We start from the raw sequence: 21,657 nt of genomic DNA, 5'->3' as shown, positions 1-21,657 counted from the left end.
TGCCTTTCCCTGTTTGTGTGTGCAGGCGGCATCATATATGCAAGCACCGCCGTCACGGCAACTGGCCGCGCACGACTTGCAGCAGATAGTCGCGCGCCGCGGCCCGTTCCATGCCTTTTTCCTGCAGCAGCGGTAGCAGGCGCTCAAACAGCTGGCGCCGCCGCAGCGATGGTTCGGACCTGTCGCGCCGGTCCGAAAAGAAATCCATCAGGGTCGAGCCGCACAGGCAATTGCGGTAGACCTCGACGATGGCCACGTTGTTGTCATCGAAACTTTGCTTGAGCCCCGAGACATCCTGGCGCATCGCCCGTGTCTGCCCGATGAACTCGTGCGCCGTGGCGAAGACGCGCCCGCAGCAGGCGCAGTGCTTGGGAAAGGCCGCTTCGGCCAGGGCGCGCAAGCCTTCGAAGAACAGCTGCTCCTGCATGTCGGCTCCTGGCGGCGCGCTAGGCGGCGCGGTTGCTGATCTCGATGCCATGGGGCCCCCGCGGCGGCCGCTGCACGCCCGATTCGAAACGCTGGAAGGCTTCCAGCAAGTGGTCTTTCAGCAGGGTTTCGTCCCACGGCTTGGTGATGAATTTGTACACCGAGCCTTCGTTGATGGCCGCCGTGACCGAATGCAATTCAGGGTAGCCGGACAGCATCACGCGCACGATCTCGGGATAGACGCCCTTGATGCGGCGCAATAGTTCGTTGCCCGACATGCCCGGCATGCGCGCATCCGTGAGGATCACGCCCACCGCGTGCGAGGCGACCAGTTCCAGCGCTTCCTGCGGATTGGTGGTGCTGAGTATCTGGTAGCCTTCCTTGCGCAGCGAGCGGCGCAGGGCGGACAGGATATGCTCCTCGTCGTCCACCAGCAGCAGCACGCGCTGGGGCGCCACGGCATGGCAGCTCTCGGGCGGCAAATGGGTACCTGCATGCAGCATCAGATCCATCTCGGCGCCGGGCAGGGGGCGGCTGAAGTAATAGCCTTGCATGGCGTCGCAGCGGTTAGTATTGAGAAAACCCAATTGACCCTCCGTTTCCACGCCCTCGGCCACCGTGGTCAGGTGCAGGGACTTGGCCATGGCGATGATGGAGCGGGTCAGCGAAGCGCCATCCACGCTGTCGGTCACGTCGCGGATGAACGATTGGTCGATCTTGACCACGTCGATGGGGAATTGCTTCAGATAGGACAGGCTGGAATAGCCGGTGCCGAAGTCGTCCAGCGACAGGGTGACGCCGATTTCCTTCAGCTGCTCCAGCGCCCGCACCACGAGGTCGCGGTTCTGCATCAGCACGCTCTCCGTCAGCTCCAGTTCCAGGCAATGCGCCGGCAGGCCGCTGTCGTCCAGCACTGCGCGCACCAGTTCCGGCATGTCGACCTGGCGGAACTGGCGTGCCGACACGTTGACGGCCATCGTCAGGTGCGTAAAGCCGTAGGCATGCCAGACGCCCAGCTGCGCGCAGGCCGTGCGCAGCACCCATTCGCCGATGGGCACGATCATGCCCGTTTCCTCGGCGAGGGGAATGAAGCGGTCCGGCGGCACCAGCCCGATGCCGTCGCGGCGCCAGCGCAGCAGGGCTTCCATGCCATAAATCTTGCCGCTGGTGAGGTCGACCTTGGGCTGGTAATGCAATTCCAGCTCGCCCAGCGCCAGCGCCTGGTGCAGCGCGTGTTCGATTTCGGCCCGCTCTTCCACCAGCACGCCCATCTTGTGGTTGTAGAACTGGCAGCCATTGCGGCCCTTGTCCTTGGCGCTGTAGAGGGCCGCGTCGGCCGTCTTGAGCAGCATGTCGGCGCTGTCGCCGTCGGAGGGAAAGACGCTGGCGCCGATGCTGGTGCTGACGTGCAAGGTATGTTCGCCCAGCACGACCGGATCGGCGAACAGCTCGAGCACTTTTTTCACGATCTCTTCGGCCGTCCCGATGTCGGGCAGGTCCGTCAGCAGGACGACGAATTCGTCGCCGCCCTGGCGGGCCACGGTGTCGCCTTCGCGCACGGCCAGCTTGAGCCGGCGGGCCACTTCCTGCAGCAGCGCATCGCCCACGGGGTGGCCATAGCTGTCGTTGACGAACTTGAAACGGTCGAGGTCCAGCATCAGGGTCGCCAGGTGCAAACGGGTGCGGCGGGCGTGGGCGATGGCCTGGCCGATGCGGTCGTTCAGCAACTGGCGGTTGGGCAAGTCGGTCAGCGCATCGTGGTTGGCCAGGTATTCGATGCGCCTTTGCTGCAGCTTGCGTTCCGTGATGTCCTGCACGGTACCGCGCATCAGCAGCACCTGATGACCTTCGCGCACGGCTTCGGCCTGGTGAAAGACGATGCACTCGCCGCCATCGGGCTGCCGCACCTTGTGCTCCAGGCTGTAGCTGGTGCCGTTGGCATGCAGTTCCATGAAGGCATCGAGCAGCAGGGGCCGCTGGTCTTCGGGCAGGCATTGCAGCAAACGGTCAAAGCTGGTGGGGCCGGAATCGGCCTCCAGGCCCAGGATGCGCAGCAGTTCCGGCGACCAGTAGCCGTCGCCGCCGGTGCCCCGGTATTCCCAGTTGCCGAGGCGGGCCAGCGCCTGCGCGTGGCTGAGGCTTTCCTGGATACGGCTCAGCTCGGTGAGCGCGCTGCTGGCCCGCAGCAGGTAGCGCAAGCGGTGCGCCAGCAGCCGCCATTGCATCGGCTTGGAAATGAAATCGCTGGCGCCCGCTTCCAGTGCCTGCTTGATGGAGTCATCGTCGTCGTTGCCGGTCAGTACGACGATGGGCACATGCGCGCCGCCGGGCAGCCGGCGCAGCTGGGCGCAGCATTCGAAGCCGCTCATGCCGGGCATGGCGACGTCGAGCAGGATCAGGTCGGGCACGCCGCGCTGGAAGGCGGCCAGCGCTTCCAGGCCGCTGGCCGCTTCCTCGATGCGGAAGCCTTCCGGCTCCAGCGCTTCCGTCACGAGGATGCGCGTCATGGTGTCGTCATCGACCACCAGGACCAGTGCTTGCGGGGGCTGTGCTGTATTCATGGGGTTTCCTTCTCAATGGCCAGGGCGGCGAGGACACGGTCGAGTTCTTGCTGGATGCCGCGGATATGCTGCAGCGCGCTGCCGACGTCATTGCCGCGCGCATATTGTTCGATTTCACGGCAGGTGGCCGACAAGCCCAGCGCGCCCACGTTGGCGCAGCTGGACTTGAGCGTGTGCGCCGCCAGCTGCAGCGCCGCGGCGTCGCTGGCCCCGGCCGCCACTTCCAGCTGGCCCAGCAGGCGCGGGGCATCGCTGTAAAACAAATCGATGATGCGGCCGAGCACGTCGGGACGGCCGGGACGCCGCATGGCGCGCAGGTTTTGCAGGGCGGCCGCGTCGAGGATGGAGCTTGTTTCAGCCGGCGCCGCCGGGGCAGCCTGCGCCGGGACGGCTTCCGCCGCCGTCTCCGCTGCCGCCGGCGGGCGCCAGCGGGCCAGCATGGCCAGCAGGGCGGCGCGCGTATACGGCTTGGCGAGGTAGTCATCCATGCCCGCCTCCAGGCACAGTTCGCGGTCGCCCAGGATGGCGTTGGCCGTCAGGGCAATGATGGGCGTGCGGCTGCGGCCTTGCTGGGCTTCCATGCGGCGCAGGCGCCGCGTCGCTTCGAAGCCGTCCATTTCCGGCATCTGGCAATCCATCAGGATCACATCGAACGGATAGCGTTCCCACAGGGCCAGCGCGCGCCGCCCGTTGTCGGCCGGCGTGGCCTCGTAGCCCGTGTCTTCCAGCATGGCCAGGGCGATTTCCTGGTTGATCGCGTTGTCTTCCACCAGCAGCATGCGCAGCGGCGCCTGGCTTGCGGCCGGGGCCGCCGTATCGGGCGGAGCGGGCAGGGCAGCCGTCGCTGGCGCCAGGGTGCCGAAGCCGCCGACGGCCTCGATGCAGTGGCGCAATTCCAGCGCCCGCACGGGCTTGGTCAGGCAGTATTCCACGCCCAGCGCCGTCACCTGGCGCAAATCGGCCGAGGCGTCGATCGAACTGAGCATGATGATTTTCAGCGCCGCCATGCGCGCGTCGCCCTTGATCGCCCGCACCAGCTCGGCGCCATCCATGACGGGCATGCGCATGTCGATGATTGCCAGGTCGAACGGGCGCCCGCTACGCAGCGCCCCTTGCAGCAGGTCCAGCGCTTCGGCGCCGTCGGCGGCGCTGGCGGCAGCCATCTGCCACTCGATCGCGTGCTGCAGCAGGATACTGCGGTTGGTGGCGTTGTCGTCCACGATCAGCACGTTCAAGGCATTGAGCGACACGCGCGGCGGCGGCGCCGCCGGCGCATCCTCGGGCGCCACCTCGCCGACGACGACGGTCACGGCAAAGCTGGAACCCTGTCCCGCCACGGATTGGAGCACAATGTTGCCGCCCATCATTTCCGCCAGCTGCTTGATGATGGCCAGGCCCAGGCCCGTGCCGCCGTATTTGCGCGACGTGGTGCTGTCGGCCTGGCGGAACGGCTGGAAGACGGCCGCCGCCGCTTCCGGTGCCATGCCGATGCCCGTGTCGCGCACTTCCAGGCGGATCTGGCCGGCAGCGGGACAGCTGACATCGACGGAAATTTCGCCCCGTTCCGTGAACTTGGTGGCGTTATTGAGCAGGTTGGTGAGGATCTGGCGCAGGCGCACGGGGTCGCCGCGCACGTGCTGCGGCACGTCGGAGGCAACGCGGCAGGTAAATTCGATGGCCTTGCGCTGGATGCCGTTGGCAAACAGCGCCACCACGTCGTCGATCACCTGGCGCAGGTCGAAGGGGATGTGTTCGAGCACCAGCTTGCCCGCCTCGATCTTGGAAAAGTCGAGGATATCGTCGATGATGCTGAGCAGACTTTCGCCCGAACGGTGCACCGTGTGCACGAAACGCTGCTGCTTGGGGCTCAGTTCCGTGCGTTGCAGCAATTCCGTCATGCCCAGCACGCCATTCATCGGCGTGCGGATCTCGTGGCTCATCTTGGCAAGGAATTCCGATTTGGCGCGGTTGGCGGCGTCGGCCTCGGCCTTGGCCTGCGTCAGCGCCAGGTCGCGCTGTTCGACGTGCTCGAGCATGCCGTTGAAGCCCGTGATCAGCTGCCCCAGTTCATCGCTGCCGTGCTGCGCCACGCGCACCGACAGCGCCTTGCCGTCGCGGATATGCGCAATCGCGTAGGACAAACGCGCCAGCGGCCTGGCGATCGATGCACTGATCAGGCCCGTGATGATCACGCAGGCCAACAGCAGCACCAGCGCGATGCCGAGGATCAGCACGAAGGCATGCCGCACGCCGTCGCGCACCTTGGCCACCGCATCCTGCTGCTGCCCCGTGATGCGCGCCACTTGCTGCGCGGAATAGGCGGCCTGTTCGCGCTCGAAGGCGCGCACATGGTCGATGACCTCGCCCAGCGCCGTCTGGCTGTCCAGCACGCTGCCCTTGGCCTGCACCAGCCGCTGTCCCGAGCGCTCCACGGCGTCCAGGTAGGTGTTGACGACCCTCGTTTCGGCCAGCAAGCCCAGCTGGCCTATGCTTTGCTGTAGGGCCTGCATGGTGGCCATGTCGCGGTGCAGGGCGCTGATGCGCCGGGCGATATCCTGGCCCAGCCGGGTGACGTCGGCGGCGGCCGTGGCGAGCATGACTTCGCCCACGTCGATGCTGATGGCGTCGACGGCAAGGTTGATTTCACCGCTGGCATCCTCGATGCGGGCCGAGGTGCGCATGTAGCGGCCGGCCTCGGCCATCCGGGCGCGTCCGATGGCCAGCTGCAGTTCGATGGGATCGAGCTCCTCGGCCAGGCGCAGGTGGGCAGCGGCCAGGGCGGTGCTGGTCTGTTCCTTGAGCGCCGCATATTGCGCCTGCTGCGCCGCGCTGGCGCCGCCCTCGGCCAGCAGGCCGGCGCGCAGGGCCAGCAAGCCGGCGGCGGGATCGAGCATCTGGCGCGCCGTGGCCAGCAGGGTCGCCCGTAGCGTCTGCTGGGCGGGGCTGATGTCGCGCTCGCTGGTTCCCGCCAGGTGCGCGACGGCCGCCGTCAGCCGCTCGCGCAGGGGAGCGATGCGGAAACGGTTCTTCACGGCTTCCGTTTCGGCCAGCGCAATCTGCATGTCGTGGATGCTCTTGCGCAGGTCGGTCAGGTAGCGGGCATTCTGGTTCAGGCGCTGGCTTTGCAGCTGCACTTCGGCGGCCGTGGCCTGGGCCTGGCTGTCGACGACGCGGATCTTGCTGCGCGCGCCCTTGGCGGCGGCCTTGATCTGCGCCAGCACTTGCCGCATCTCCGTTGCCTGAGCCTTGTAATAGGCCTCGTTTTCCAGGCGCTTGCGCACGGCGACGCGCATGCGCTGGAATTCCCGTTCGAAGGCCGCGTGGTAGCGGGGCGCCTGCGATTCGCCATGGCGCCGCAAATCGTCGCTGATGCTCTCGGCGGCCTCGATATTGGCGCCGATCTTGTTCGATACCTGCTCCAGCTGCGCCAGGTCTTCCGCCTTGCCCAGCTCGAAAAAGTCCGACGCCATGTCCTGCACGGTATAACGCAGGCGCAACACGTCCGTGTACAGCGGCACCGTCTCGTCGGTCAAGCCGTGGACATGGGTTTCGATGCCTTTCACCAGCAGCAGGCCGGCCGCCGCCATGGCCGCCACGCCGGCCAGCAGGACGGTGGTACTGATGATCAGCTTGGTCCTGATTTTCATGCCAGGCTCCAGGGCGGGCCGCAAAAATGGGCGCGCATCACTTCGCGCCAGGCGCCATATCCGCCGGAACGATCCTGCCGTCGGCGATGCGGGTCAGGAAAACGGCCGTCGACGCCTGGTGATTGTCCGGCCGCAGCGTTACCAGCATGCCGCCCAGATCGAGCCGGTCGAACGTTTCGAAACTGCGGATCAGGCGCTCGCGCGTGAGGTCGGCGCCCGTGCGGCGCAGCGCCGCCACCATCAGGGTGGCCGAGATGCAGCCTTCGAAACTGACGAAAGACAGCCTGGCCGCCGGCACGTGCCGGGCCAGCAGGGCGGCGCAGTCGGCGGCGATCGGCAACTGGCGGTCTTCCGGCAAGGGCACCACTTGCGAAATCACAATGTTGTTGCCTTCCGTGCCCAGCAGCTGCAGCAGGCTGTCGGTACCGACAAACGATACCGTGGCCAAGGCCGCCTTCAGCCCGGCCTGGCCCGCCTCGCGCACGAATGCGGCCACCGGCGTGTAGGGGCCGGCCATGATCACCGCTTGCAGGTCGTGGCCGATCAGGGCCGCCAGGCCCGCCTTGACGGCCGTCGTGCCGCGCTGGAACGATCCCTTGGCAACGAGTTCCATGCCGCGCCGCTGCAGCGCGCGCACGGTGCCGTCGAGCACGGCATTGCCGAAACCGTCGTCCTGGTACAGCACGCCAAAGCGCTTGATGCCCCGGCTGGCGAAGTACTGCACCAGGGCATCGGACTCATCGTCGTAACTGGCGCGAAAGTTGATGATTTCATGCACCACGGGGCGGCGCAAGGTCATCGCGCCCGTAAACGCGCCCACCAGCGGCACCTTCATTTCCTGCACAATCGGGATGACGGCGTTGGTGGTGGGCGTGCCCACGTTGCCGAACAGGGCGAATACCTGTTTTTCCTCGACCAGCCTGAGCGTCTCGCTGATGGCGCGGTCCGGATCGTAGCCATCGTCGGCCACCACCAGCTCGATGCTGCGGCCGTGGATGCCGCCGCTGCGGTTCGCTTCCTGGAACACGGCCGTTGCGCCGTCGAGCATGGCCTGCCCCAGCCCCGAGGCCGCGCCCGTTTGCGCATTGACCATGCCCAGACGGATGTGCGTATCGGTGACGCCCGGTTCGGCGGCATGGACTACGCCGGCCGCGAGGGTGAGAGCGAGCCAGCAGCATTCCGGGAAAAAGCGCATGAGCTACCTTTATGGAGATTGACCGGTATCAATAGGCATGGGGTTGACAACGAGTATGGAGGAAATTGCCAACAAAAAACTCACACATAGTCACGGCGCCCGAAGCCGTTGCGGCGCAGCTCGTTCAAGGCACGGTCAGCTGCACCACCACCTTGCCCCGTGCGCGTCCCTGCGCCAGGTAGGCCAGCGCCTGTTTGGCTTGAAGAAAAGGAAACACCTGGTCGATGACGGGGCGGATGGTGCCCGCCTCAAGCAGGGCGGCGATCTGCGCCAGCTGGCCGCCGTCGGGACGCACGAAGTGAAAGGCATAGCTGGCGCCGCGCCGCCGTGCCAGGCTGATGATCTTGCGGCTGAGTAAACCGAACACCAGTTTCAGCACCGCGTGCATGCCGCGCGCGCGGGCAAAGGCCGCATCCGGCGGGCCGACCAGCGAGACGACGCGGCTGCCGGGCTTGACGACGCGCAAGGCTTTTTCCAGCCCGTCGCCGCGCACCGTGCCCAGCACGGCGTCGTAATCGCGCAGCACGTCCTCGAACGGCTGTTGTTTATAGTCGACCACCTCATCGGCCCCCAGGCTGCGCACCAGTTCCACGTTCGCCGTGCTGGTGGTTGTGCCCACGCGGGCGCCCAAGTGCCGGGCCAGCTGGATGGCGAACGTGCCGATGCCGCCGGAACCGGCCGGGATGAACACTTTCTGACCCGGCCGCAGCTGCATGCGCTCGTGCATGGCTTGCCACGCCGTCAAGCCCACCATGGGGATCGACGCCGCCTGCACGAAATCGAGGCTGGCCGGTTTCAGGGCGGCCGCCTGTTCCGGCACGACGGCAAATTCGGCCAGGCTGCCGTGCGGCGTGTCGAAAATGCTCGCATACACGGCGTCGCCGACCTTGAAGCGCGTGACGCCGCTGCCGACTTCCATCACCACGCCGGCCAGGTCGCTGCCCAGGGTGGCCGGCAAGCGCAGTTTTAATATCGGCTTGAAGTAGCCCCTGGGAATCAGGTTATCGATGGGGTTCAGGCCGACGGCGTGCACCCGCACCAGCAGTTCGCCGGGGCCGGGCGTGGGGCAGGGCAGTTCCGCAAACGCCACGTGATCGAGGCCGCCGTATTTTTTAAGTTGCAATGCTTGCATGATGTTCTCTCTGAATGCGGGAAAAAATGCTGGCGTTCAGGCCAGGCGCAGATCCTTGCGCAAGCCGGCGTCCATCAGCGCGGCGGGCAGGAAACGGCGCATCAGGCGCAAGCGCGCCGCCAGCGGCCCGGCCGTGTAGCGCAATGTCGGCTCGCTTGCCTGGGCCGCCGCCAGGATGGTATCGGCCACGACGCCAGGGTCATCGGCGCCGGCCATCAGCGCTTGCAGCCGGCTTGTGACGGCCGCGCTCACTTGCCGGTAGGCGGACAGCGGCGTATCGGGCGCCAGCAGATTGGCTTCGAACGTGGTTTTCGTATAGGCCGGTTCGATGACGCTGGCGCGGATGCCCCAGCCGCGCACTTCATGGTCGAGCGATTCAGTGTAGCCCTCGATCGCGTGCTTGGTGGCAGAATACAGCGCGCCGTAGGGCATGGGCAAAAAGCCCACGACGGAACCGATGTTGAGGATGCGCCCGCCGCCCTGGGCCCGCATGTGCGGCAGCACGGCCAGGGTCATGCGCACGACGCCATGGAAATTCGTGTCGAAGATGGCTTGTGCCTGCGCCACGCTGCTTTCCTCGGCGCCCGCCGGGGCCACGCCGAAGCCGGCGTTATTGACCAGCAGGTCGATGCGGCCTTCGCGCCGCATCAGCTCGGCCACGGCGGCAGCGACGGACGCGTCGCTGGTGACGTCGAGCGCCAGCATCGTGTAGCCGACCGCATCGGCTTGCGCGCCGCGACGGCTGGTGCCGTACACCGTGTAGCCCGCCTGCGCCAGGCGTTGGGCCGTGGCCGCGCCGATGCCGGACGAGGCGCCGGTGACCAGGGCAATCTTGTTTTTCATGGCAGTTCCTTCAGTGGTGGATAGTGTTGAATATGATGATCGTCATATTGTTTTTTGAAAAAAAGCCCGGGACGGACCCGGGCCATGGGTGTTACGGCTGGTTTGTGTCCTGGAACTGCGCCAGGGTGGCGGCGCACAGGGCATCCGACAGCGCCGGTTCGTCGACGGCACGCGCCATGATGGTGGTGCCGATCATGGCGCACACCGTCGCCATGGCTTGCGCGTGCGCTTCGGGCTGGCCCCAGTTCGGCAGCTGGCGCGCGAACAGGTCGATCATTTCCTTGATGTGGATGGTGGCAGTGCGCCGCACCTCGGGCGCTTGGCGCGGCATTTCCGAACCCAGCGCCGAGACGGGGCAGCCGACCTCGATGGCGGCGATGTGTTCGGGCGACAAGTAGGCGGCCAGCATCGCCTGCAGCGCCTGGCCGGGCGGGGCGGCGGCCGCCACCCTGGCCGCCAGCGCCACCGCTTCGGCGCCCGCGCGGTCGCCCGCTTCGGCCAGCAGCGCGTCGCGCGAGGCGAAGTGCGCATAAAAGCCGCCGTGCGTCAGGCCCGCTTCCTTCATGATATCGGCCACGCCCGTGCCCGCATAGCCGCTGCGGCGGATGGCGCGCGTGGCCACCTCGACGATGCGTTCATGGGTGGCTTCCTTGCGGCTTGGCGCCGAGAGTTGCTTGTCAGATGATTTGTTGGATGAGTTCTGCATGATGGTCATCATATCGCAGTTTTCAAAACCGTGCAGAGCCTGTGCCGGTAAAAGGCGTTACGATGCACGCTATCGACATGCGACCAGGAGAAACAGATGGCAACTATTCCAGCGGCAACGACAGAACAGCTGTTTTCCTACGGCACCTTGCAGCAGCCCGGGGTGCAACTGGCCACCTTCGGGCGTCTGCTCGACAGCCGGCCCGACCAGTTACCCGGCTACCGCCTGGCGCTGCTGGCCATCGACGATGCGCAGGTGGTGGCGACCAGCGGCAAGACGCATCATCCGATCGCCTCGCGCGGCGCAGCGACCGATAGCGTGCCGGGCGCCGTGCTGGCCGTCTCGCCCGAGGAATTGCGGCAGGCGGACGGCTACGAGGTGGCCGACTACCGGCGCGAACGCGTGACCCTGGCGTCGGGCCTGCAAGCCTGGGCCTACGTGGATGCGCGCGATGCCGCTCCTTGAGCGGCATGGCAACAGGTGAATGGGGGAAAAGTGCGGAAGTGCCGGCACGGGCGGCTTGCCCATGCCGGCTATTGCATGGTCAAGCCAGCTTGCGCTTGCCTGCGGAGACGCGGTTCCAGCCATAGCCGGCGATGATGATGGCCACGATGGCCGCCTGCGCCAGCAGGGTTTCCGCCGTCGGCAGGATGCCCAGCAGGTCGATGCGCATGAAATCGACGGGGGTCACGCCGACCCAGCCCGCTTCCTGCAGCGCGGCCACGCCTTTGCCCATCAAAATCACGGCCAGCACGGCCACGAAGGCCGACGTCCACGAGAAGAACTTGCCGATCGGCATGCGGGCGCTGGTGCGCAGCAAGGCCCAGGCGATGACGACCAGCAGCACGATGGCCACCAGGAAGCCGCCCAGCAGGGCGCCGCCGTTGCCGTCCGCCGCCAGGGCGGAATAGAACAGCACGGTTTCAAACACTTCGCGGTAGACGGCGATGAAGGCCAGGGCGAACAGGCCCCAGGCCGAGCGCCGCGTCATCGCCGCCGTGAGTTTCTCGTGCAAATATTCCTGCCAGCGCCCGGCGCTGCTCTTCTGGTGCATCCACAAGCCCACGCTGAGCAGGACCAGGGCCGCGAAGACGGAGCCGAGACCCTCGCTCACTTCACGGCTGGCGCCGCTGATGGTCACCAAATACGTCGCCGCCACCCACGTCAGGCCGCCCGCCACCAGCGCGCTGGCCCAGCCCGCATGCACGTAAGGCAGCACGTCGTTGCGCTTGGCCTTGCGCAGGAAGGCGATGATGCCGATCACGATCAGCAGCGCTTCCACGCCTTCGCGCAGCAGGATCGTCAGGGCGCCGATAAAAGTCGTCATCGGATCGGCCTTGGCATCGCCCAGTTCCGCTTCCACGTGGGAAAACAGTTGCTGCAGCTTGTCGCCGGCCGCCTCGGCGTCGGCCACCGTGCCCTTGGCAACGGCGGAGCGGTAGGCCAGCATGGCGTTTTCCACGGCCAGCAGCAGGGATTTGTTGCGCGCGCCGACCATCGGCTCGATCGGCTCGAAACCGTCCAGGTAGGCGGACAGGCCCAGGCGGGTGGCGGCCGCGCGGTCCCCCGCATGCATGGCGGCGAGGCTTTCTTCCAGGCGCATACGCGACAGGGCCAGGCCGGCAGGCTTGTGCGCCTCGGCCTTGTCCGGATGGCTGCGCAGGTATGCCGTCAAGGCTTGCGCTTCGTCCGCGCCCAGCTTGGCGGCCGCCGCTTCCTGTGTCACGGTCGTCACGGCGGCCAGGTCCGCGTACAGTTTTTTGCTGCGCGGATCGTCCTGCCACAGTTTTTCGCCGCGCGCGCTTGCCGCCGCATCGTGCGACATGCCGCCGATATAGAAGGCCAGGTCCCAGCGCTCGTTTTCGGACAACTGGCCGAAACTGGCCATCGAGGTGCCGGCCACGCCCTGCGAAATGACCTGGTACAGCGCCATCAGGCTGCGCGACTGCGCCCGCTCGCCATCCGTGAAGGCGATCGGTTTCGGCTCCAGGCTGGCCGCCAGCGGACCATCGCCGCCGCCGGCCACGCCGTGGCAAGAGGCGCACTGGGCCGCATACAGGGCCGCGCCGCGCGCCAGGTTCGGCAGCACTTTCGGCGCCACGGGTATCGGGTAGGCGGCGATCAGCAAGCCGTTCGCGTGGTGCGCCAGGCGCTTGACTTCCGCGCCATCGGCCTTGGCCACGACGGCTTTGCGCAGGTCGGCGATGGCGGCGGCGATGGCCGCCTTGGAGGCGTGGGCGGGGAGGGCGGCGATCTGCGTCGTCGCGTTGTCGGTAAAGTCGAGCATCTCCGCGTATTCCGCCTCGCTGACCACTTTGCCGTGCTCGACGGCGCCGCTGTAATCGACGGCAACATAATCAATCAGTTGCCACAATTGCTTGGCGCCGGCGCCAGGATCGGCCGCCTGCGCCTGCGCGCCTCCGGCCAGTAACAGGCTGAGGCTGGCAGCCACGAGCGGATAGCAGACCAGCCATCTCTTGATAGAAGTGAACATGATTCTCATTCTCATTTGTCGTTAACCCGGCGACTATAGGACAGACGGCGCAGGGTGTCAACGGCGCACGGGCGTGCGTGGGCGCAAAACAGCGCTGCCCTGGCCGATATTGCTGGCCAGGTGCAAGGCGTTTGCGCAATGGAATGAGGTAGATTGAGGGCTACTGCTGCGATGCCGGTTTGGCGTACAAGCCCCTGGACAGGCCATTGTCCGCATCGTCGACTTTCAGACCGCCATCGACGACGCGCAAGGCCAGCTTCTGGAATGCCTGGCCCCGCAGCCACTGCGCGTCGGTGACGGCGAACGCGGCGATGCGTTCCTGCGCGCGCGCCGCCGGCACGGCCAGCCATTGATAGTCGGCTGTTGAACCCTGGCGGCGCAGACCGGCGCGCACCCAGCGTTCCGACGCCGGCATGCGGACGATGGCGTCGCCGTTCGCCACGCTCACCGCCGTGGCCGTCTTGCCGCTTTGCGCTTCGAATTTTACCTCCACGCCGGCCATCGGCCCCACTTTGGGGAAGCCGACGATGGCCACCCACAGGCCCGCTTCGGCAGGTTTCTGGATGCGCATTTCCGCTTCCTCGAACACGCGGAACTGCGGCTCCTTGCCGCCGTTGCCCGTCACCAGGGTCACCGTGTCGCCGGCCACGCGCCATTCGCCGCTGGCTTGCTGGTCGGTATTGCCGTAGCTGAGCACCCATTCGAAGGTGCCGTCCTTTTTCAGCAGCAGCTCGGAACCCGTTTCCATCACGCCTTGCAGGTAATAATGCCCGGGCAGCGTTGACGGGGCCTGGTCGGCCGCGCCGGCCGCAAGCGGCCAGGCGAGGGCGGCGCAGGCCAGGAGGCTGGAAAGGGTTTTTTTCATCGCGGTGTCCTTGTTGTGTCTTTTATGAAATGCCATGATAACAACGGCAATTGCTTGCCGTCGCACCATAGGACACACCGGCCGCGCGGCGGCGTCGCGCTCAGCTGCTGCTGAAATCGAGCACCACGCGCGAGGCGACCTTGCCATGTTCCAGGCGGCTGAAGACTTCGTTGATGGCCGACAGCGGCTGCAATTCGATGCCGGCCGTGACCTTGCCTGTGGCGGCAAACGCCAGCGCCTCGGCCATGTCCTGGCGCGTGCCGACAAACGAGCCGCGTATCGTCACGCAGTTGGCGACGACGTCGAACAGCGGCGTCGGGAAGTCGCCTGGCGGCAAGCCGACCAGCACGCAGGTGCCGCGCTTGCGCGTCATCGCCACGCCTTGCTGGAAGGCATCGATCGATGGTGCCGTGATGAGTACGCCGTGGGCGCCGCCGCCAGTCGCTTCGCGCAAGGCGGCGACGGGGTCGCCCTGGCGCGCATTGATCGTCACTTCGGCGCCGAGGGCGCGGGCGTGCTCGAGCTTGCCTTCATCGATGTCGACGGCCGCCACGCGCAAGCCCATCGCCACCGCATATTCGATGGCCAGGTGGCCCAGTCCGCCGATGCCGGATACGGCCAGCCACTGGCCCGGCCGCGCGCCCGTTTCCTTGATGCCCTTGTAGCTCGTTACGCCCGCGCAGATGATGGGGGCCGCTTGCACGGCAGAAAGACCGGCCGGAATATGCGCGACGTAGCGCGGGTCGGCCAGGATGTATTCGGCGAAGCCGCCATTTTTCGTGTAACCGCCGAACTGCGCCTCGGCGCACACGGTTTCCCAGGCTGCCAGGCAATGTTCGCAATGGCCGCAAGCGGAATAGAGCCAGGGCACGCCGACCCGGTCGCCCAGCCGCACCTCGGTCACGCCCGTGCCCAACTCCACCACCACGCCGATGCCTTCGTGGCCGGGAATGAATGGCGGCGTCGGCTTGACGGGCCAGTCGCCGCGCGCCGCATGCAGGTCCGTGTGGCAGACGCCGCATGCTTCCGTCCTGACGAGGATCTGGCCGGGACCGGGCACAGGCACGGGTACGTCGCGCAGCACCAGCGGCTGGCCCAGTTGCTCGACAACGGCGGCTTTCATGGTAGTGGGGATCATGGTATTCCTTTGAAGTGGGTACGGAGTAGTGCGGGGCGCAGACGCGGACCATCGTTTATTGGATAGCGAGTTGCGCATGATCATATTCTGCTGCACACGATACAAAAAATGATTGATATACATCAACTTATACGGGGAGAGGGGAATCCGTTCTGCTATAAAACAGGCTTACATTAATTCCATAATTCGACTATCATGGAATTATTAAACAAGGAAATCACCATGCATGACTTGCCCAACATCAGCGCAGCCCACCTCGATACGCCGACCCTCGATAAACTGGCGCCGCCGGCGGTGGCCACGCATCCGCCACGCATCCTCTTGCTGTACGGCTCGCTGCGTGAACGTTCATTCAGCCGCTTGCTGACCCTGGAGGCGGAGCGGCTGCTCCAGCATTTCGGCGCCGAGACACGGGTTTTCGACCCGCATGGCTTGCCCATGGTCGACAGCGTCAGCCCCGACCATCCCAAGGTGCAGGAATTGCGCGCCTTGTCGCTGTGGTCGGAAGGCCAGGTCTGGTGCAGTCCGGAACGCCATGGCGCCGTGACGGGCGTGTTCAAGTCGCAGATCGACTGGCTGCCGCTGGAAATGGGCAGCGTGCGTCCCACGCAGGGGCGCACCCTGGCGGTGATGCAGGTGTCGGGCGGCTCGCAATCGTTCAACGCCGTCAACGGCTTGCGCGTGCTGGGCCGCTGGATGCGCATGGTGACGATCCCGAACCAGTCGTCCGTCGCCAAGGCCTACCAGGAGTTCGACGACAACGACCGCATGAAACCGTCGCCGTACTACGACCGCCTGGTCGACGTCATGGAAGAATTGTATAAATTCACCCTGGTCGTGCGCGACCGCTCCGATTACCTGACCAGCCGCTACAGCGAGCGCAAGGAATCCATGCCGCTCGATGCGCGCGCCCTTGCCGCGGCGGCCATGGAACACGAGACGCCGGGCAGGTAGCTTATTAATTGCCTATTAATAAGGGTTTCGGCGCATACAGCGCATTTTGGAATTCCGGCACATATTCATATTTCATCATCTTCCCCAGTTTCAATGACTTGAGATAGCTGGAGAAGCTGCCGTCGCCCAGTGTCAGGCCGACCGCTTCCGCGTTCGTGCTCGTTGCATGGCTGAGCTGGCGCGAAACGGCATAGCCATAAGTGAGCTTGCCGGCGCCATCCTGGTTGGTGAAGCTGTTCGTCACCAGCTCGGCCTGGTGCGACAGGCCGTCCAGCTTTTTCCCCGCGAAGACAAAATCGAGTTTGCCCGTTGCGCTGTCCATGACTTCAAAGGATACGGCGGCGTCCGTTTCCTTGCGCTCGATGCCGGTCAGCCACTTGGGCAGGTTGTAGCCTATGACGCCGCGCACCCTGGCCAGTTCCGTGTTCACGGGCAGCTTGAGCACATAACCCCAGAAATCCTTCGACAGCGATTGGCCCAGCAAGGTGAAAGGGCCGAAACTGGCACTGCCAGGCTTGTTGGTCACGATCGCCAGGGAAATTTCATTGTAGCTGTCGTTGTCGCAATATTCATACGCGTATGCCGTCAATGCCACCGCGCCCCGGCCCGGCCATACTTGCAATGGCTGCACCTGCTTCAGTATGTCTTCCGGCATCAGTTCCTTCAGCCTCGCCAGATCCGCCGTGAAGACGGCCGTGATTTTATTGTTTTTATAATAAAAATTCGGTGAATACGAGTCAAATCCGATGGCGACTTTCTCTTTTTTGATTCCCTTGAACCAGCTCAGGTCGAGCTCCGGCGCTTCCGCCGCGATCACCGATAGAGGCGGGTTCGAGCGATAGCGGTCATACAGGCCGCCGGCCGCCACCGGCACGTCATGGCCGGCGATATTGATGATGACCTGCTTGTTTTCAACAGGACTGTCGGCCCGCGACGGGACGGCGGCGGCACTCCATATCAATGCGCATACCGCCGCGGCAATTTTCATGTTCATTGCTTCCACCTTTCATATTGGATTGGAATTAATTGAGTCACAGGCCGCCGGGCGCCAGCCTGTTCATCCGGCGGCGATACTGCCGGTTCCTGATGGCGGTTTCCCATTGCTGCATCGCCAGCGCCAGGGCGGGCGCCACATTGGGCCGCGTTGGCTTGCCCTGGCTCAGGCGCCGCAGCTGATACTTGACCATCGCCATGTAGCCGATCGACGACAGCACCTTGTTTTTCCAGGTGATGACCCTGAGCAAGGGGCTGGCCGATTGATCGGCACGCCATGCTTTCGGCAAGTGCGGGTCGATGGCCAGCGCCGTTCCCATGCCGGCCATGGCAATGCCGCTGCCCAGCACTTGCTCGACCACCGGGTAGCGGCGTATGCCGCCCGTCACCATGATGGGCATCCGGGCCACGGTGGCGATGTCCTTGGCAAACTCCAGGAAATACGCTTCGCGGGCCAAGGTGCGGCCGTCGCGGGTCTGGCCATGCATGGCAGGGGCTTCGTAACTGCCGCCGGACAATTCGATCAGATCCACGCCCAGGCTGTTGAGCATGGAAACCACGTGTTTCGCATCCTCCGAGCTGAAGCCGCCTTTCTGGAAATCCGCCGAGTTGAGCTTGACGGCGACGGCAAAGCCTTTGCCCACGGCTTGCCGCACCCCGTTGACGACCTCGACCAGCAGCCGCACCCGGTTCTCGAGCGAGCCGCCCCAGCGGTCCGTGCGCTTGTTCGTGATGGGGGAGAGGAACTGGCTGAGCAGGTAGCCGTGCGCCGCATGGATTTGCACGCCCGTAAAGCCGAACTGTTCCGCCAGCTTGGCGCTGTTGACGAAGCGCTGCTTCACGTCGGCAATGTCGGCTTCCGTCATTGCACGCGGCGCGGAAAACTGCTTCGAGAAGTTGCCCATATCCATGGGCACGGCCGAGGGCGCGATGGTTTCCTGTCCCATGGCGGCCGGCATCTGGCGTCCGGGATGGTTAATCTGCATCCAGATCTGCGCCCCGCGTGAACGGGCAGTGCGCGACCATTGCTCGAAGCGGGCGCCAAATTGCGCAGAATCGAGCACCACGCCGCCCGGTCCCGTCATGGCGCGGCGGTCGATCATCACATTTCCCGTGATCATCAGGCCAACGCCACCGTCGGCCCATGACTGGTACAGGCGGATCAGCTCCTGTGAGGGCGCGTGATCGTTGTCAGCCATGTTCTCTTCCATGGCGGCTTTGGCGAGGCGGTTCGGAATGACGCTTCCATTGGGCAGCGTCAGTGGGGTAAAAGGTTTCATGCTTATCTCCAGGGTTGCGATGGTTTTACGATAAGCTTTAAGCTAACTTGAAGGTCAAGCTTTAAAACGCACTTTTTTTGCATGTGTCCCGTTTGCGACACGGGCCGGAAGAAATGCAGCACCGTGAGACAACAAATTCCTGCCACCGCCCATCTGCCGCTTGACATTCAAGTTGGCTTTAAGCTTATAGTGGATCACATGGCGCAGGCCACGCAACCATCAGGAGGACGATCCCATGTCAGTTTTCAAGCAGCTTTTCCTCGCGCTCATGCCTATGCTGTTCATGCAGATCGTTGCTGCGGAACCGGCGGCGCCAAGGCGGGAACCGGGCACGGTACTCTATCTGCTGCAAAGCGAGCTCGAGGGCAGGGGAGCGCTGTATGACAAGGGTTTTCTACCGTTCGGCAGCTTCGTCATGACCGATGGCCGGCTCGTCACGGGCCAGAATCCCGGATCGGGCAAGGAAGTGGCGCAAGCGCTGCTCACGGCCCTGCGGAATAACACACCACAATAAGGGAGTAGGAAAAACGATGAAAATCGGTGAACTGGCCAAGCGCAGCGGCCTGGCGGCGTCCACGATACGCTTCTATGAAGCCAAGGGCTTGCTGAAAGCCGTGGACCGGCAATCGAACGGCTACCGCGACTATCCGCTGGAAGCGGTGGCGGTCCTATCCATCATCACCGACGCCCAGCAGGCGGGCTTTTCCCTGGACGAAATCAGGCAGGTCTTGCCGGAGGATATTTCATCATGGAAACATGATGAGCTGATGGTGGCGCTCAAGAAGAAGATCGCCGATATCGAGTCGCTGGAGGTGCGGCTGGCGCAGAACAAGGCCCATCTTTTGTCGCTGATTCAGCTGATCGAGGCCAAACCCGAGGATATCGACTGCAAGGATAATACGGCCAGGATCATGGAAAGCATGGGGATAGTCAGCAAAAACTGAAGACAAAACTGCTTGTGCGTCAGGTCAAACGCGCCGGGGAATGGATGCGCTTGTCCAGCGGCCTCTCGTTGAGCGCATCGGCGGCCCGGTCCACGAATTGCCTGACGTCTCCCACCTCGGCAAACAGGCCGGCATAGGCTGCCCGGATCAGCACCGTGCACTGCTCGAATTTCGCGAGCTGCGACAAGCCTTCCTCCGTGGGCACCAATAGTCGTCGCCGGGCATCATTGTCATCGTTCCGATACCGTACGAGGCCCAGGCGGAGCAGCTTTGGTATCTTTTGCATGACCAGCTGGTGCGAATGTCCGAGTTCGCGCGCCAGATCCGCGGCGGAGGCCGTGCCGAGCGTTGCCAGAACAGTCATCAGCGAACACGAGCGGACCGGGATAACGATCCCCATCGTATCGAAGACAGTCTTGGATTGCTCGGCGATCAGGACGCTCAGCCGTTCGACAGCGCGGCCGAGAAACACGGCGTCATCGATCGGGGCCGGTTGATGGGTCTTTTTAGTCAAGGCGCTTGTACCTCTGGATGCTGCCATCCTTGTTCACGCGTTCCAGCTCCGTCACTTTCCCGCGCAAGGTAGTCAGGCGGTATCGAAAATCCGATACGCCTTCCACCGCGAACAGGTTGGGACCGATCGGCTCAAGCGCGACTCGGAACCGTTCGCGCCAGAGATAGTAAAGCGTGCCATTGTCCAGGATGATCTGGCGGCCTTCGTATTTTCCGGCCGCTTTCGCCAACACCGCGCCATCGACGTGCGGGCGCTCGATCGCTGCCGTCAGGCTCGGGAGCAGCCAGGCAAGTTCGGTTCGCCTGGCGTCATCGGTCTTGGCCAGATGTTCAAGCGCCAGCTTGTGCGCCAGAGGAAGGGCGCGAATAGAGGGGCTAGGGATATCAGGTTGCACGCCGGCACCTTCGAAATCGCCATGGTCCACGGGATCCTGGATCTGGCCGATCGGCACTTGCACAAAAAAATCGTCGTTGAGCGGCTTGCGCGCAACCGGATGCGCACCGCCGGCGGTTCGCTCCCCGATCAGCGTCGCCCGCCCGAGCTTTTTCATTGCATAGGAAAACCATTCTGCGGAGGAAAACGACGTGGAGCCGGTCAGGATATAGACGGGCTTGTCCACCATGCGCTTGCCCGGCAGGCCCGGCAGCACCCATTGTCCGCGCTGGATACGCTTGCCATCCTCATTGTAATAGTAGTCGAAGAGCAGCTGGTCTTTCTCGCTGGAGAAGTAATAGCTCGCCAGGAATTGCGCCATTTCCAGATGTCCGCCATTGTTATAGCGCAAATCGATGATGACGGCATCCGTATTGCCGATGAAGCGCATAACGGACGCGGCCGTATCATAGGCAAGCTCGGGATCGGCAAAATAGCTGAACCGCATATAACCGATATTGCCCTTCAGGCGAGCGACCTCGTCGAAACCGAAATTGCTCTCTTCCAGCCTGCTCAATTCTTCTTTTCGTATCTTGGGCTTGAGTGCCGGGTTGGCTTTCGCCTTGAATTCCGCGATCCATTGGGAGTCGGCTCCCACCAGGAAATGCAGGTCGCCGCTGACTTTGATGAGATCGTCGGTCAGCTTGCTCGCAAACTCTGCCTTCGTCGCCGCCGAGTCATAATCTCCCTTTTTCAGACGCTCCTGAAGCACGGGCGCAATTTTTCGCGCGATGTCCGGAAACGCGTAGTTCGTATTCAAGGTGCTGTTGAGGGTGGCGATGATCGCGTCTTTTTCGTCTCGCGAGATGCCCGGCACCTCGGCAAAAGCGCCCGATGCGCAAATGACGGACAGCGCCGACAGCGCTTGAAGCAGACATGAGTGATAGCGCATTCTGATGTTTCTCCCCGATGAGACTCAAGAATACAATATATTGCGCAATATGTTGTATAAAAAATTGAACAACATCGGGCGGGCGGCTTCCAGTTGGTGCCTGACGCACTGCGTGCTGACGGCCGCGTCAATCCGGTATCCAGTGCGCGTGTCCTGGGCGATGAAGCGGAACACTTGCTGCTCGCGTTGCTCAATGCTGGTGTGCCACCAACCAGGATGAGTAGCGCTCAGTGATTAAGCGTGAATGGCCGGATATTCAGACCGACGAAACGCCGAGCGCATGCGGGACGCAGGAAGTGCAGACATGCAGGAAGGGCGGCCTTCGCGAAGGCATGACGCAACCAGTGTGAAGCCCCCCGGCGTAACTGTTCAGAACAGATGGGCCAAGTCCACGTCCGTGACCCGAACCATTTCGGCTTTGGCGTGGCCGGGGCGCACAAGGTCGCCAGTTACATAGCAAAGTACTGTGGCAAGGAAATGCAGTGCAGGGCGCTTGACCAGAAACGCTACTTCCGCTCCAAGGGCATTGTGGTACCTGTCATGTACAAGCAGCGCAAGGCGGCAAACGTGCTGAACGACCGTTACCCGATGGCGTACAAGAGCTAGGCCGTATCGAGAATTCTTGATAACATTGAATCTCA

General features: G+C 64.1%; 19 protein-coding genes. 5 read left to right on the top strand and 14 right to left on the bottom strand.

The features are described from left to right. Positions 1–52 precede the first annotated feature (52 nt). The 7 genes from JAB8_RS03075 to JAB8_RS03045 form a co-directional block, all read right to left on the bottom strand. The gene (locus JAB8_RS03075) at positions 53–427 is read right to left on the bottom strand and encodes a hypothetical protein (protein ID WP_070288430.1); all 375 of its coding nucleotides are present in this window, start codon (positions 425–427) and stop codon (positions 53–55) included. Positions 428–446: 19 nt separating this feature from the next. Further along, entirely contained in the window at positions 447–2,987 is a 2,541-nt protein-coding gene (locus JAB8_RS03070; protein ID WP_070288429.1) for an EAL domain-containing protein, read from the bottom strand. Next, the gene (locus tag JAB8_RS03065) at positions 2,984–6,634 is read right to left on the bottom strand and encodes a response regulator (protein ID WP_070288428.1); all 3,651 of its coding nucleotides are present in this window, start codon (positions 6,632–6,634) and stop codon (positions 2,984–2,986) included. The genes JAB8_RS03070 and JAB8_RS03065 overlap by 4 nt, the downstream gene beginning before the upstream one ends. Before the next feature lie 37 nt (positions 6,635–6,671). After that, positions 6,672–7,829 carry an ABC transporter substrate-binding protein gene (locus JAB8_RS03060; protein WP_070288427.1) on the bottom strand — a complete coding sequence of 386 codons (1,158 nt, stop codon included), beginning with the start codon at positions 7,827–7,829 and terminating at the stop codon, positions 6,672–6,674. A 124-nt stretch (positions 7,830–7,953) separates the two neighbouring features. Next, positions 7,954–8,961, bottom strand: a complete 1,008-nt coding sequence (locus JAB8_RS03055; protein WP_070288426.1) for an NADP-dependent oxidoreductase — start codon at positions 8,959–8,961, stop codon at positions 7,954–7,956. Between the two features lie 36 nt (positions 8,962–8,997). Beyond that, the gene (locus JAB8_RS03050) at positions 8,998–9,804 is read right to left on the bottom strand and encodes an oxidoreductase (protein WP_070288425.1); all 807 of its coding nucleotides are present in this window, start codon (positions 9,802–9,804) and stop codon (positions 8,998–9,000) included. A 91-nt stretch (positions 9,805–9,895) separates the two neighbouring features. Then, on the bottom strand, positions 9,896–10,522 hold the full coding sequence (locus JAB8_RS03045) for a TetR/AcrR family transcriptional regulator (RefSeq protein WP_070288424.1): 627 nt from the start codon (positions 10,520–10,522) through the stop codon (positions 9,896–9,898). 84 nt (positions 10,523–10,606) lie between these two features. Here JAB8_RS03045 and JAB8_RS03040 point away from each other — a divergent pair, with 84 nt between their 5' ends. Further along, entirely contained in the window at positions 10,607–10,975 is a 369-nt protein-coding gene (locus JAB8_RS03040) for a gamma-glutamylcyclotransferase family protein (RefSeq protein ID WP_070288423.1), read from the top strand. 79 nt (positions 10,976–11,054) lie between these two features. Here JAB8_RS03040 and JAB8_RS03035 read toward each other — a convergent pair whose 3' ends face one another. The 3 genes from JAB8_RS03035 to JAB8_RS03025 form a co-directional block, all read right to left on the bottom strand. Further along, a complete protein-coding gene (locus JAB8_RS03035) occupies positions 11,055–13,004 on the bottom strand; it encodes a cytochrome c/FTR1 family iron permease (protein ID WP_139142920.1) in 1,950 nt (649 codons plus the stop codon). Positions 13,005–13,164: 160 nt separating this feature from the next. Continuing rightward, positions 13,165–13,869: a hypothetical protein gene (locus JAB8_RS03030; RefSeq protein ID WP_070288421.1), complete on the bottom strand. Its 705-nt coding sequence runs from the start codon at positions 13,867–13,869 to the stop codon at positions 13,165–13,167. A 100-nt stretch (positions 13,870–13,969) separates the two neighbouring features. Next, positions 13,970–15,004: a zinc-dependent alcohol dehydrogenase gene (locus tag JAB8_RS03025; RefSeq protein ID WP_217494193.1), complete on the bottom strand. Its 1,035-nt coding sequence runs from the start codon at positions 15,002–15,004 to the stop codon at positions 13,970–13,972. Between the two features lie 198 nt (positions 15,005–15,202). On the opposite strand from JAB8_RS03025, the gene arsH reads away from it, so the two are divergent. After that, on the top strand, positions 15,203–15,961 hold the full coding sequence (arsH, locus tag JAB8_RS03020; protein ID WP_254679429.1) for an arsenical resistance protein ArsH: 759 nt from the start codon (positions 15,203–15,205) through the stop codon (positions 15,959–15,961). Positions 15,962–15,965: 4 nt separating this feature from the next. Here arsH and JAB8_RS03015 read toward each other — a convergent pair whose 3' ends face one another. Beyond that, on the bottom strand, positions 15,966–16,949 hold the full coding sequence (locus tag JAB8_RS03015; protein WP_070288553.1) for an acetoacetate decarboxylase (ADC): 984 nt from the start codon (positions 16,947–16,949) through the stop codon (positions 15,966–15,968). A gap of 43 nt (positions 16,950–16,992) precedes the next feature. Beyond that, entirely contained in the window at positions 16,993–18,234 is a 1,242-nt protein-coding gene (locus JAB8_RS03010) for an NADH:flavin oxidoreductase/NADH oxidase family protein (protein WP_070288418.1), read from the bottom strand. Positions 18,235–18,469: 235 nt separating this feature from the next. Here JAB8_RS03010 and JAB8_RS03005 point away from each other — a divergent pair, with 235 nt between their 5' ends. Together JAB8_RS03005 and JAB8_RS03000 are read left to right on the top strand one after the other, a co-directional pair. Beyond that, positions 18,470–18,748: a hypothetical protein gene (locus JAB8_RS03005; RefSeq protein ID WP_070288417.1), complete on the top strand. Its 279-nt coding sequence runs from the start codon at positions 18,470–18,472 to the stop codon at positions 18,746–18,748. A gap of 16 nt (positions 18,749–18,764) precedes the next feature. After that, a complete protein-coding gene (locus JAB8_RS03000; protein ID WP_070288416.1) occupies positions 18,765–19,178 on the top strand; it encodes a MerR family transcriptional regulator in 414 nt (137 codons plus the stop codon). Positions 19,179–19,197: 19 nt separating this feature from the next. Here the strand turns inward: JAB8_RS03000 and JAB8_RS02995 are convergent, their stop codons facing one another. Both JAB8_RS02995 and JAB8_RS02990 read right to left on the bottom strand, forming a co-directional pair. Beyond that, positions 19,198–19,692 (bottom strand): MarR family transcriptional regulator, encoded by a 495-nt coding sequence (locus JAB8_RS02995; protein ID WP_217494180.1) that lies wholly within the window; start codon positions 19,690–19,692, stop codon positions 19,198–19,200. Beyond that, the gene (locus JAB8_RS02990) at positions 19,685–21,016 is read right to left on the bottom strand and encodes a S41 family peptidase (RefSeq protein WP_070288415.1); all 1,332 of its coding nucleotides are present in this window, start codon (positions 21,014–21,016) and stop codon (positions 19,685–19,687) included. The genes JAB8_RS02995 and JAB8_RS02990 overlap by 8 nt, the downstream gene beginning before the upstream one ends. A gap of 378 nt (positions 21,017–21,394) precedes the next feature. Between JAB8_RS02990 and JAB8_RS02985 the strand changes: the two genes are divergently transcribed. After that, complete coding sequence (locus JAB8_RS02985; RefSeq protein WP_070288414.1) at positions 21,395–21,622, top strand: hypothetical protein; 228 nt, start codon at positions 21,395–21,397, stop codon at positions 21,620–21,622. Positions 21,623–21,657 lie beyond the last annotated feature (35 nt).

The organism is Janthinobacterium sp. HH106, from assembly GCF_001758725.1.
Classification (GTDB): Bacteria; Pseudomonadota; Gammaproteobacteria; order Burkholderiales; family Burkholderiaceae_D; genus Janthinobacterium.
The sequence above is the reverse complement of the archived record's forward strand: the minus strand, read 5'-3'. Positions and strand labels throughout refer to the sequence as shown.